Below are 13,089 nucleotides of genomic sequence, written 5' to 3'. Positions count from 1 at the left end.
CCCTAATTGGATTCGTCGATCGGAAATACCGGAGGATCAACGAGCATCATCATCATCATTCCGCCGGGGAAGATGTTGTTCGTCGTGATCTCGCGCTCGTTATGCGAGTGCCACATGAACGCGAAGCCTGCTTCCGTCGCCGGCGGGTTCAGGATCGTGTTGCTCGGTGGCGACGTGCCCGTGGGCGCCGTCGCACGCACGGTCGCGTCCGGCCCGAGATACGGACTGCCGCCATACCAGAAACCGTTCGTCAGGATGTTCGAGTCCGGCAACGTGACCGGCCCGCCGCTGGCGACCTTGCCGAACGGCGCCTTCTCGAGCGCCTTGCCATGGTCCTGGCACCACTCGTAGTAATTCGGCGCGTTGCGCGGGGCCGGCGGATTCGACGCCGTCGTGTAGTAGCCGTTCGCGTCCGGCACGCAGACGGAACCGTCGCCCGCGTAGTGCGCGTAGACGTCCCAGTTCAGGCCCTTGCCGGTCCAGTAGAAAATCCCGTCCATCGTGGCGCCCGGCGTCGTGGTGGTCGTGAACAGCAGCGGGCCGGCCGGCAGTCGCGGGTTCGCCGGGTGGTTCGGGTCGACCGGGCTGAGCAACAGGTTGCCGTCGCGCGCCAGCACGCGCACGTGATTGCCGTGCTCGTGGAACGGATGCTGCCAGCGGCCGGTGCCGATGATCCGCAGCAGCACCAGTTCGCCCGGATGCATGTGCGGGTTGCCGTTATACGGCTGGTGCGGGTACTGCGGCGCGTAGTTCGGATCCATGTCGTCCGGCATCGAACGGCCGTTGACCATGAAATAGGCCGGGTGATAAGGCTCGGTCTCGACGGTCATGCAGCCGGTCGGCCTGGTGCACGACGTATTCGCCGCGACCTGCTGTTCCGCCTGCTGATGGATGCGCGGATCCATTTCGGAGAACTGAAAAAGATACTCACGGTCATAGCAGGCCGCGCTGTTGTCGAATGCCGCCACTGCGTTGCGGAAATCGTGCTGGCCGAACGGTCTGCCCGAATCCGGCAGCGCCATGCAGCCCGCCGTGTTGACCGCCGTATTCGGCAGCACGATGATCGCGCCGTACAGCCCCATCTCGATCTGCAGATCGCCCTGCGTGCCGCTGTAGTACGTATGCGTGCCCGGCGTCGCCGCGACGAACGTGTAGGTGACCGTCGCGCCGTGCTGCGCTTCCTGCGCCAGCAGCCCGGGCACGCCGTTGCCGGCCGACGTGCCGCTGCAGGTCTTGCCGTCCGGGCTCAGGGTGCCCGTGCACACGACGAAGCCGGGAAACAGCATCGACGTGTTGCCGGCCGCCGCCGGCAGGTTGTTGGTGAGTGTCACGGTGATGATGTCGCCCTGCCTGACGATCAGCGTCGGGCCGGGAATCTGCATCGTCGGACAGGTCGCGCCGCTAATCGTCGACGGCGAGAAGACGAGCGGCGTCGCGCTGGTCGCCGCGCAGCCGTAGCCCCACGAATAGACGCTCGTGCCATCGGGCTGGGTGATGCGCGCCTCCTGGGCAGTGAGGTTGAATACCTTGCCGGTGATGCCCGGCGCCGCAGCTTGCGCGTGCATCGACAGCAACGCGGCGAGCGTCGCAACGCCGACGCAGACGAGCCGGCCAAGACGGGCGAGCGTCGCGGTCCACGCATGGTGAGTGATGTGTCCCACGGCTTTTCTCCTCAGTGCAGGACTTCCCGGCAGGGCCTGCCCGACGACTCGGGCAGGCCCTGGTCATCAAAGAGTGCAATGCTTCGTGATCGGATCCACCGCACTGCAGATGTGAACCTCGGTCATCAGGCCGCCGAAATTCTCCTGATCGTTCGACAGGTGATCGAGGTTCGGCGTGTACAGGTAGAACACCTGGCCCGAGTGGTATTTCGACTTGTCGCTGGCGTCGAGAATCAGGTCGAGCGACTCGCCGCCACCGAGCGTGATCGAGTTCGTGTCATAGGCCGTGTTGTTGCCGGCCATGTCGCGCAGCAGGCGGGCATTGATCGCGATCACGTGCATCGGGATGCCGAGCGACGCCAGCGTCTGGTATTCGGTCACGTCGAGATCCGAGATCCGCAACAGCGCCCTGCCGCCGGCCGGGATGTTGATCAGCGTCGCCAGCGGCTGCGACGGATGCATCGAGCTGTCCGACGCGGGCGTCGACATCGGCCCTTCGGTCACCGTGTCCGGATAGCTGCGGCCATTCAGCATGAAGAACTTGTCCTTCATGTCGGTGAACGGCTCCGGATTGAACGTCATGCCGACGAAGTGGAAATTCGGATCGAAGCCGTGGATCTGGATCGGGTACTCGACGTCGTACGCGGTCGAGCCGTCGCCATCGTTGTACGCGTAGAGCGACAGCGTCTCCGGCGAGGTCGGCGGGATGCTCGCGTTCGCCGCGCGCACCAGGCCGTTGTTGCGCGTCGGCAGCGGCGTCGAGCACAGAATGTCGTTGCCGCAGCGCGTGCGCAGGTCCGACTGCTGCGTCACCAGCGCCTCGTACAGCGAGACACCTTTCGGCACGCGGTCCTGGCGCGGCCGCACGTAGATCTGGCCGACCATGCCCATCTGCAGGTGTTCCGGCGGCGTGATGTGGCAGTGCCAGAAATAGGTGCCCGCATCCGGCGCGAGATAGTAGTAGGTGAAGCTCGCGCCGATGTTGATCGCGACCGACGCATCCGGCACGCCGTCATAGAACGACGACGCATTCGGATAGCCGTGGAAGTGCACCGTGTGCCTTTCGAACAGGTCCGGCCGCATGATCATCCCGACGTTCGTGAGCGTGAGGAAGAACTCGTCGTCCTCGTCGATCGCCATCAGCGGCGCCGGCTCGTTGCCGTTCATCACGCCGATGTCCATGATCGGGCGCGGGTCGACGTGACCGGTCAGCGCGCCGCCCGCATCCGGATCGGGAGCAAGGCCGACCGCGCCGTTGTAGGTCGGGTCGGTTCTGGGGTCGCCGACGGTGTTGAACACCGACGCGAGCTCCGTGCCGGGCCGGCCGGCCGCGATGTCCGCGAGCCCGGACAGCGGGCCGAACGCGAACAGGTAGGTCTGCACGCCGTTGGCCATCGTGGCGTAACCGTCGCCGCCCGAAATCTGCTGGCACTTGATCGCGCCGTTCACGGTGCCGGTCGACGTGGAATTCTGGCCCGTGTAGGTCGGCTTCGTGTAGGCGGGCTCGCCGACGCCGGGCGCCAGCGCGGTCGGATGGGACGGCGTGGTGGGCGGGCATTGAACACGAAACGACTGGGCAAACGAAGGAACGGCGCACAAGAGGAGCAACAGTGCCGCCACACTGCTGCAATACGCGCGGGTACTGAACATATGACCTCCATCCTAGGGGTCAACCAGCGATACGCGCTGGACGTCATGCTCTGCTGCGGACGCGGGCTGGTGACGTCATGCACTGACCCGTATCTGGATTCTGCAGATGCGCGCGTCGGCCCGGGATGGGTCACCCCCCTACTTTTGCGTAGGGGGGTGCCAGCGCGCGCGGGCGTCATGCTCAGTACGGTGGCGGGTGCGAGGCCGGCTGGTCGCGCACGGCCGGTGCCAGCCGGGCTCGCGTCGGACCGCAGTCGCGCGTCGGCGCAGCAGACGGATTCGGACGGATCGGGGCTACCTGGCGGACCTGCGATCGACTGGCGCACGCACGGCGCGCGGGGGAAGGAAGATTGACGGCGTATTGTGGAAATCGTCCCGATAGCCGAATTTAATTAAAATCATGGGCCGGGCGTTGGGAGGTGCGGGAAGCGGCAGGCGCTGCCTGCCGTCGGAACAGCGGTCTTGCCGGCGCGGCCAACCGGGCAGTCGCCGGATGACGGGCAAAAAAAAAAGCGCCACGGAGACCGTGGCGCTAAAAAAGTTCTAGCCATTCCGAGGGCCGTGCTAGAACCTGAGAGACTGCGCGAAACATCGTTGCCGGTTAAACTCTTGAAACGATGTTTCGAAAACGTGAGACATTCTTTCCGTTTCCGCCCGACAAGTCAAGCGGTATTTGCACCGGCTCATGCACTTTCCGGCAACGCTCATTTGAGCGTTTTCCTAATAAACCAAGGGTGAACCCGCAAAATCTCATCGAATGACCGGTTCACCCATGGAACATGCATCTTTTGACAATAGTCCTACAATACCAACAAAATTGAAATCGAGTTTCGGAAATAGAGAGAACCCCTCGTGTCGACAACTGTAACCCCTCCCGGGTCCCGGGATCGTGAATCGTCGCCCGACGAGATCACCGCCCTCGCCCGCGGCCTTGCCGTGCTGCGCCGCATCGCGGCTGCCGACGCGCCCGTCAGCAACCGCGAGCTGACCGAATTGACCGGCATCCCGAAGCCGACCGTCTCGCGCATTACCGCGACGCTCGTCAGCGCCGGCTTCCTGTTCCAGTTGCCCGACAGCGAGCGCTTCGTGCTCACCGCGTCGGTGCTCGAACTGAGCCACGGCTTCCTGCGCAACTTCGACATCCGCGCGCGTTCGCGGCCGTTCATGATCGAGCTGGCCGAACGCACGTCGCTGTCCGTGCACCTCGCGGTGCGCGACCGGCTCGACATGGTCGCGATCGACGTGATCCGGCCGCGCTCCGCCGTGCTCGTCACGCGCCTCGAGATCGGCTCGCGGATGGACATCGCGCGCACGGCGGTGGGCCGTGCGTATCTCGCCGCACTCGAGGACGACGAGCGCCGCCTGCTGCTCGACTCGCTGCGCACCACGGCAGGCGACGATTGGCCGCACGTGTCCGCGCGCCTGACCCCCGCGCTCGACGAAGCGATGCGCGACGGCCACGCGATCGCGATCGGCGAATGGCGCGAGGGCCTGAATGCGGTCGCGGCCGGTTTCGTCGGCCCGTCGGGCCAGCGCTATTCGGTGAATTGCGGCGGCGCGGCGCATCAGTGCCCGCCCGAATGGCTGCAGGAACACGTGGTGCCCGCGCTGCACGAATGCATCGCGAGAATCACCCGCGAGATCGGCGGCGCGCCGGCCCGGCGCGTCAGCATGTAATCGTTCCGTCATCGTTCTGTCGTGTTCTGTAACGACCGTAACCCGTTGAAAGATAGACCGCTGGACTGTAACGGGGACGGGACGTAGGATCATGCCCATCGTCGCGCCGCATTCGCGGTGCGCACAGCTCTTTTCCCGCGCGGGCCGGGAGGGCCCCGGACCGAGCCGGGCCCCCATCCCGGTACCGCTTGCCCACGCGCCGCCCTGAGCAGTCCGAATCCCGGCCCGCCGCGCCGTCTTCCTGACAAAACACGATGGATCACGAACAAAAGCCCACGCCCCCTTCGCAAGACCCCGTCTCCCCCGCTGCACGGCGCCCGCGCCGCACGCTGATGATCGGGACGCTCGCGGTCGTCGTCATCGGCGGCCTGCTGTGGTGGCACCCGTGGAGCCGCACGCCGGCAACAGCCAGCGCGGCGACCGGCGCAAGCGCGGGCAGTGGTGCCGCCAGCGGCGCAGGCAGCCATCGCGGCCGCGGCGGCCCCGCCGCGATGGCGAACATTCCGCAGCCGGTGCAAGTGGCATCCGCGACGCAGGGCGAGATGCCGATCGTGCTGTCCGCGCTCGGCACCGTGACGCCGCTCGCGAACGTGACGGTCAAGACACAACTGTCGGGCTACCTGCAATCGGTGTCGTTCCAGGAAGGCCAGATCGTCAAGAAGGGCGACGTGCTCGCGCAGATCGACCCGCGCCCGTACCAGGTGTCGCTCGAGAACGCCGAAGGCACGCACGCGCGCGACTCGGCGCTGCTCGCGACAGCGCGCCTCGACCTGAAGCGCTACCAGACGCTGCTGTCGCAGGACTCGATCGCGTCGCAAACCGTCGATACGCAGGCTTCGCTCGTCAAGCAATACGAAGGGGCGGTGAAAACCGACCAGGCCGCGATCGATTCCGCGAAGCTGAACCTCACGTATGCGCGCATTACGGCGCCGGTATCGGGCCGCGTCGGCCTGCGCCAGGTCGACCCCGGCAACTACGTGACGCCGGGCGATACCAACGGCCTCGTCGTGATCACGCAGCTGCAGCCGATGAGCGTGATCTTCACGACGTCGGAAGACAACCTGCCGCAGATCCTCAAGCAGGTGAACGCGGGCCAGAAGCTGTCGGTCACCGCGTACAACCGCAACAACACGGTGCCGCTCGAGACGGGCTCGCTCGCCACGCTCGACAACCAGATCGACACGAGCACCGGCACGGTCAAGCTGCGCGCGAACTTCGATAACAAGGAAGGCATGCTGTTCCCGAATCAGTTCGTGAACACGCGGCTGCTCGTCGACGTGATGCGCAATGCGACGATCGTGCCGACGTCCGCGGTGCTGACGGGCTCGATCGGCCAGTTCGTCTACGTCGTGAAACCCGACAACACGGTGACGGTGCGCAAGGTCACGATCGGCCCGGTCGACGGCGAACGCACGAGCATCGTCAGCGGCGTCGCGATCGGCGAGCGCGTGGTGACCGACGGCTCCGACCGCCTGCGCGAAGGCGCGAAGATCTCGATCCCGGCCGACAAGCCGAAAGGCGCGTCGGGCGCGCGCGGCGCCGGCGCGGCGTCGGGTGCATCGGGCGCCGGCGGCCATCGCGGCGGACACCAGCACGGCGCGTCGCAGGCAGCGGCCCCCGCGGCCCAGTAACGCGCGGGCCGCTCGATGAATCCATCCCGCCTCTTCATTCTCCGGCCGGTCGGCACCGCCCTCCTGATGGCGGCGATCATGCTGGCCGGCCTCGTCGCGCTGCGTTTCCTGCCGCTCGCCGCACTGCCCGAAGTCGATTACCCGACGATCCAGGTCCAGACCTTCTACCCGGGCGCGAGCCCGGAGGTGATGACCTCGTCGGTCACCGCGCCGCTCGAACGGCAGTTCGGGCAGATGCCGTCGCTGAACCAGATGTCGTCGCAAAGCTCGGCCGGCTCGTCGGTAATCACGCTGCAGTTCTCGCTCGACCTGCCGCTCGATATCGCCGAGCAGGAAGTGCAGGCCGCGATCAACGCGGCCGGCAACCTGCTGCCGTCCGACCTCCCCGCCCCGCCGATCTACGCGAAGGTCAACCCGGCCGACGCGCCGGTGATCACGCTCGCCGTCACGTCGAAGACGCTGCCGCTCACGCAGGTGCAGGACCTGGCCGACACGCGCCTCGCGATGAAGATCTCGCAGGTCGCGGGCGTCGGCCTCGTCAGCCTGTCGGGCGGCAATCGCCCGGCCGTGCGGATCCAGGCGAACCCGACCGCGCTCGCGCAGTACGGGATGAACCTCGACGACCTGCGCACGACGATCTCGAACCTGAACGTGAACACGCCGAAGGGCAACTTCGACGGCCCGACGCGCGCGTACACGATCAACGCGAACGACCAGCTCACGAGCGCCGACCAGTACAACAGCGCCGTCGTCGCGTACAAGAACGGCCGCCCGGTGATGCTGACCGACGTCGCGACGGTCGTCGCCGGCTCGGAGAACACCAAGCTCGGCGCGTGGGTGAATTCGACCCCCGCGATCATCCTGAACGTGCAGCGCCAGCCGGGCGCGAACGTGATCCAGACGGTGGACGCGATCAAGGCGCAGTTGCCGAAGCTGCAGGAAACGCTGCCGGCCGCGCTCGACGTGCAGATCGTCACCGACCGCACGACGATGATCCGCGCGGCCGTGCGCGACGTGCAGTTCGAGCTGCTGCTCGCGGTCGGGCTGGTCGTGCTGGTGATGTACCTGTTCCTCGCGAACGTCTACGCGACGATCATCCCGAGCCTGTCGGTGCCGCTGTCGCTGATCGGCACGCTCGCGGTGATGTACATGGCCGGCTTCTCGCTGAACAACCTGTCGTTGATGGCGTTGACGATCGCGACCGGCTTCGTCGTCGACGACGCGATCGTGATGATCGAGAACATCGCGCGCTACGTCGAGGAAGGCGAATCGGGGCTCGAGGCCGCGCTGAAGGGTTCGCGGCAGATCGGCTTCACGATCATCTCGCTGACGGTGTCGCTGATCGCGGTGCTGATCCCGCTGCTGTTCATGGGCGACGTGGTCGGGCGCCTCTTCCACGAATTCGCGATCACGCTCGCGGTGACGATCGTGATCTCGGCGATCGTGTCGCTCACGCTCGTGCCGATGATGTGCGCGAAGCTGCTGCGTCATTCGCCGCCGCCGGAGAGCCACCGCTTCGAGGCGCGCGTGCACCGCGCGATCGACTGGGTGATCGCGCGCTACGCGGTGGCGCTCGAATGGGTGCTGAACCGCCAGCGCTCGACGCTCGTCGTCGCGCTGCTGACGCTCGTGCTGACCGGCCTGTTGTACGTGTACATACCGAAGGGGTTCTTCCCCGCGCAGGATACCGGCGTGATCCAGGCGATCACGCAGGCGCCGCAGTCGATCTCGTACGGCGCGATGGCCGAACGCCAGCAGGCGCTCGCGACCGAGATCCTGAAGGATCCGAACGTCGACAGCCTCACGTCGTTCATCGGCGTCGACGGCAGCAACATCACGCTGAACAGCGGCCGGATGCTGATCAACCTGAAGGCGCGCGACGCGCGCACCGAGACGGCCGCGCAGATCATCCGCGACCTGCAGCACCGCGTCGCGAACATCACGGGCATCTCGCTGTTCATGCAGTCGGTGCAGGACCTGACGATCGACTCGACCGTCAGCCCGACGCAGTACCAGTTCATGCTGACGAGCCCGAACTCGGACGAATTCGCGACCTGGGTGCCGAAGCTCGTCGCGCGGCTGCAGCAGGAGCCGTCGCTCGCCGACGTCGCGACCGACCTGCAGGGCAACGGCCAGTCCGTCTACATCGAGATCGACCGCGCGAGCGCCGCGCGCTTCGGCATCACGCCGGCGACCGTCGACAACGCGCTGTACGACGCGTTCGGCCAGCGCATCGTGTCGACGATCTTCACGCAGTCGAACCAGTACCGCGTGATTCTCGAGTCCGAGCCGAAGGAGCAGCACTACACGCAATCGCTGAACGACATCTACCTGCCGTCGGCGGGCGGCGGCCCGGTGCCGCTGTCGTCGATCGCATCGTTCCACGAGCGGCCGTCGCCGCTGCTGGTCGCGCACCTGTCGCAGTTCCCGTCGACGACGATCTCGTTCAACCTCGCGCCCGGCGCATCGCTCGGCGAGGCCGTCAAGGCAATCGAGGCCGCCGAGCAGGACATCGCCCTGCCCGCGTCGTTCCAGACGCGCTTCCAGGGCGCGGCGCTCGCGTTCCAGGCGTCGCTGTCGAACCAGCTGTTCCTGATCCTCGCGGCGGTCATCACGATGTACATCGTGCTCGGCGTGCTGTACGAGAGCTACATCCACCCGATCACGATCCTGTCGACGCTGCCGTCGGCCGGCGTCGGCGCGCTGCTCGCGCTGATGATCACCGGGCACGACCTCGACATCATCGGGATCATCGGCATCGTGCTGCTGATCGGCATCGTGAAGAAGAACGCGATCATGATGATCGACTTCGCGCTCGAGGCCGAGCGCGTCGAAGGCAAGCCGCCGCGCGAGGCGATCTTCCAGGCGTGCCTGCTGCGCTTCCGGCCGATCCTGATGACGACGCTCGCCGCGCTGCTCGGCGCGGTGCCGCTGATCGTCGGCTCCGGCGCGGGCTCCGAGCTGCGCCAGCCGCTCGGGATCGCGATCGCCGGCGGCCTGATCGTGTCGCAGGTGCTGACGCTGTTCACGACGCCCGTGATCTATCTCGGCTTCGACTCGCTCGCGCGCCGCGTGCGCGGCTGGTTCGAGCGCCACGGCCCCGGTGCCGGCACGCGCACGGATGCGTAAGCAATGAACCTGTCGCGCCCCTTCATCACCCGCCCCGTCGCGACGACGCTGCTTGCGCTCGGCGTCGCGCTCGCGGGCCTGTTCGCGTTCATCAAGCTGCCGGTGTCGCCGCTGCCGCAGGTCGACTTCCCGACCATCTCGGTGCAGGCGTCGCTGCCGGGCGCGAGCCCCGAGACCGTCGCGACCAGCGTGACGAGCCCGCTCGAGCGACACCTCGGCTCGATCGCGGACGTCTCCGAAATGACGTCGACCAGCACGGTTGGCAATGCGCGGATCATCCTGCAGTTCGGCCTGAACCGCGACATCGACGGCGCCGCGCGCGACGTGCAGGCCGCGATCAACGCGGCGCGCGCCGACCTGCCCGCCTCGCTGAAGAGCAACCCGACCTACCGCAAGGTCAACCCGGCCGACTCGCCGATCATGATCGTGTCGCTGACGTCGGACACCTCGTCGCCCGCGAAGCTGTACGACGCCGCGTCGACGGTGCTGCAGCAGTCGCTGTCGCAGATCGACGGGATCGGCCAGGTCTCGGTGAGCGGTTCCGCGAACCCGGCCGTGCGCGTCGAGCTCGAACCGCAAGCGCTGTTCCACTACGGGATCGGCCTCGAGGACGTGCGCGCGGCGCTCGCATCCGCGAACGCCAACGCGCCGAAGGGCGCGATCGAATTCGGCCCGCAGCGCTACCAGCTCTATACGAACGACCAGGCGTCCTCGGCGTCGCAATACCGCGACCTCGTCGTCGCGTACCGCAACGGCGCGGCCGTACGGCTGTCCGACCTGTCCGACGTCGTCGATTCGGTCGAGGACCTGCGCAACCTCGGCCTGTCGAACGGCAAGCGCGCGGTGCTCGTGATCCTCTACCGCTCGCCCGGCGCGAACATCATCGAGACGATCGACCGCGTGCGCACGGCGCTGCCGCAGCTCACCGCGTCGCTGCCGGCCGACATCACGGTCACGCCCGTGCTCGACCGGTCGACGACGATCCGCGCATCGCTGAAGGACACCGAGCACACGCTGCTGATCGCAATCAGCCTCGTCGTGATGGTCGTGTTCCTGTTCCTGCGCAACTGGCGCGCGACGCTGATCCCGAGCGTCGCGGTGCCGATCTCGATCGTCGGCACGTTCGGCGCGATGTACCTGCTCGGCTTCTCGATCGACAACCTGTCGCTGATGGCGCTGATCGTCGCGACCGGCTTCGTCGTCGACGATGCGATCGTCGTGCTCGAGAACATCTCGCGGCACATCGAGAGCGGCAAGTCGCGGATGCAGGCCGCATTCGACGGCGCGCGCGAGGTCGGCTTCACGGTGCTGTCGATGAGCATCTCGCTCGTCGCGGTGTTCCTGCCGATCCTGCTGATGGGTGGCATCGTCGGGCGCCTGTTCCGCGAGTTCGCGCTGACGCTGTCGCTCGCGATCGCCATGTCGCTCGCGGTGTCGCTCACGGTCACGCCGATGATGTGCGCGCGCCTGCTGCCCGAGGCGCACGACCCGCAAAGCGAAGGCCGCTTCGGGCGCTTCCTCGAGCGCTGCTTCGCGCGCATGCAGCGCGGCTACGAGCGCTCGCTGTCGTGGGCGCTGCGCCGGCCGCTGCTGATCCTGATGATCCTGTTCGCGACGATCGGGCTGAACGTCTACCTGTACATCGTCGTGCCGAAGGGATTCTTCCCGCAGCAGGACACCGGGCTGATGATCGGCGGCATCCAGGCCGACCAGTCGACGTCGTTCCAGGCGATGAAGCTGAAGTTCTCCGAGATGATGCGGATCGTGCAGGGCAACCCGAACGTGAAGAGCGTCGCGGGCTTCACCGGCGGCACGCAGACCAACTCGGGCTTCATGTTCGTCACGCTGAAGGATCGCACCGAGCGCAAGCTGCCGGCCGACCAGGTGATCCAGCAACTGCGCCCGCTGCTGGCGGACGTCGCCGGCGCGCGCACGTTCCTGCAGGCCGCGCAGGACATCCGCGTCGGCGGCCGGCAGAGCAATGCGCAGTACCAGTTCACGCTGCTCGGCGACTCGAGCGCCGACCTGTACAAGTGGGGGCCGATCCTGACCGAGGCGCTGCAAAAGCGCTCCGAGCTGACCGACGTGAATTCCGACCAGCAGCAAGGCGGCCTCGAGGCGATGGTGACGATCGACCGCGCGACGGCCGCGCGGTTCGGCATCAAGCCCGCGCAGATCGACAACACGCTGTACGACGCGTTCGGCCAGCGCCAGGTCTCGACGATCTACAACCCGCTGAACCAGTACCACGTCGTGATGGAAGTCGCGCCGAAATACTGGCAGAGCCCCGAGATGCTGAACCAGGTGTGGGTCAGCACGTCCGGCGGCAGCGCGAACGGCTCGCAGACCACCAATGCGGCCGCCGGCACCTACGTCGCGACGTCGGCCGGCACGTCGAGCGCCGGCACGGCCGCGCAGAGCGCCGCGGCGATTGCGTCCGATTCCGCGCGCAACCAGGCGCTCAACTCGATCGCGGCCAGCGGCAAGTCGAGCGCGTCGTCGGGCGCGTCCGTGTCGACGTCGAAGTCGACGATGATCCCGCTGTCGGCGATCGCGACGTTCGGGCCGAGCACGACGCCGCTGTCGGTCAACCACCAGGGGCTGTTCGTCGCGACGACGATCTCGTTCAACCTGCCGCCTGGCGTATCGCTGTCGAAGGCGACGCAGGTGATCTACCAGACGATGGCGCAAGTGGGCGTCCCGCCGACGATCGTCGGCAGCTTCCAGGGCACCGCGCAGGCGTTCCAGCAGTCGCTGAACGACCAGCCGATCCTGATCCTCGCCGCGCTGCTGGCCGTCTATATCGTGCTCGGGATCCTGTACGAGAGCTACATCCACCCGATCACGATCCTGTCGACGCTGCCGTCGGCCGGCGTCGGCGCGCTGCTCGCGCTGCTGCTGTTCAAGACCGAGTTCAGCATCATCGCGCTGATCGGCGTGATCCTGCTGATCGGCATCGTGAAGAAGAACGCGATCATGATGGTCGACTTCGCGATCGACCAGACGCGCAACCACCAGAAGTCGTCGTTCGACGCGATCCACGAGGCGTGCCTGCTGCGCTTCCGCCCGATCATGATGACGACGATGGCCGCGCTGTTCGGCGCGCTGCCGCTCGCGTTCGGCAGCGGCGACGGCGCCGAGCTGCGCGCGCCGCTCGGGATCGCGATCGCCGGCGGCCTGATCGTGTCGCAGGTGCTGACGCTCTATACGACGCCGGTCGTCTACCTGTACATGGACCGGCTGCGCGTGCGGTTCGAGAAGCGGCGCAACCGCCGCGGGAATTCCGGCGGGCCGGCGGTCGCCGGAGAGTGACGGCAGCGGCCGCCCGCCGGGCGGCCGCT

Annotated in this window: 6 protein-coding genes; 4 read left to right on the top strand and 2 right to left on the bottom strand. The window is 66.9% G+C overall.

Features of this window, described 5'->3' with window-relative positions; translation table 11 throughout:
- Nucleotides 1–2 precede the first annotated feature (2 nt).
- Together BFF94_RS35140 and BFF94_RS35135 are read right to left on the bottom strand one after the other, a co-directional pair.
- Nucleotides 3–1,661, bottom strand: coding sequence for a multicopper oxidase domain-containing protein (locus BFF94_RS35140; RefSeq protein ID WP_128842199.1), 1,659 nt, complete (start codon nucleotides 1,659–1,661; stop codon nucleotides 3–5).
- 66 nt (nucleotides 1,662–1,727) lie between these two features.
- Nucleotides 1,728–3,311, bottom strand: a complete 1,584-nt coding sequence (locus tag BFF94_RS35135) for a multicopper oxidase domain-containing protein (protein WP_128842198.1) — start codon at nucleotides 3,309–3,311, stop codon at nucleotides 1,728–1,730.
- Nucleotides 3,312–4,163: 852 nt separating this feature from the next.
- On the opposite strand from BFF94_RS35135, the gene BFF94_RS35130 reads away from it, so the two are divergent.
- The 4 genes from BFF94_RS35130 to BFF94_RS35115 all read left to right on the top strand — a co-directional run bounded on the left by BFF94_RS35130 (nucleotide 4,164) and on the right by BFF94_RS35115 (nucleotide 13,060).
- Nucleotides 4,164–4,988 (top strand): IclR family transcriptional regulator, encoded by an 825-nt coding sequence (locus BFF94_RS35130; RefSeq protein WP_128842197.1) that lies wholly within the window; start codon nucleotides 4,164–4,166, stop codon nucleotides 4,986–4,988.
- A 254-nt stretch (nucleotides 4,989–5,242) separates the two neighbouring features.
- Nucleotides 5,243–6,619: an MdtA/MuxA family multidrug efflux RND transporter periplasmic adaptor subunit gene (locus BFF94_RS35125; RefSeq protein ID WP_219140390.1), complete on the top strand. Its 1,377-nt coding sequence runs from the start codon at nucleotides 5,243–5,245 to the stop codon at nucleotides 6,617–6,619.
- A 15-nt stretch (nucleotides 6,620–6,634) separates the two neighbouring features.
- Nucleotides 6,635–9,748 carry an MdtB/MuxB family multidrug efflux RND transporter permease subunit gene (locus BFF94_RS35120; RefSeq protein WP_128844977.1) on the top strand — a complete coding sequence of 1,038 codons (3,114 nt, stop codon included), beginning with the start codon at nucleotides 6,635–6,637 and terminating at the stop codon, nucleotides 9,746–9,748.
- 3 nt (nucleotides 9,749–9,751) lie between these two features.
- Nucleotides 9,752–13,060, top strand: a complete 3,309-nt coding sequence (locus BFF94_RS35115; RefSeq protein WP_128844975.1) for an efflux RND transporter permease subunit — start codon at nucleotides 9,752–9,754, stop codon at nucleotides 13,058–13,060.
- Nucleotides 13,061–13,089 lie beyond the last annotated feature (29 nt).

The organism is Burkholderia catarinensis (assembly GCF_001883705.2).
In the GTDB taxonomy this organism is placed as follows: Bacteria; Pseudomonadota; Gammaproteobacteria; order Burkholderiales; family Burkholderiaceae; genus Burkholderia; species Burkholderia catarinensis.
Note: the sequence above shows the minus strand (reverse complement) of the source record. Positions and strands in the feature narration are given on the sequence as shown.

Excerpts from the sequence above, each read along its gene's own strand:
- BFF94_RS35120 (WP_128844977.1), top strand. The coding sequence starts at position 6,635 with ATGAATCCATCCCGCCTCTTCATTCTCCGGCCGGTCGGCACCGCCCTC.
- BFF94_RS35115 (WP_128844975.1), top strand. The coding sequence starts at position 9,752 with ATGAACCTGTCGCGCCCCTTCATCACCCGCCCCGTCGCGACGACGCTG.
- BFF94_RS35135 (WP_128842198.1), bottom strand. The coding sequence starts at position 3,311 with ATGTTCAGTACCCGCGCGTATTGCAGCAGTGTGGCGGCACTGTTGCTC.
- BFF94_RS35125 (WP_219140390.1), top strand. The coding sequence starts at position 5,243 with ATGGATCACGAACAAAAGCCCACGCCCCCTTCGCAAGACCCCGTCTCC.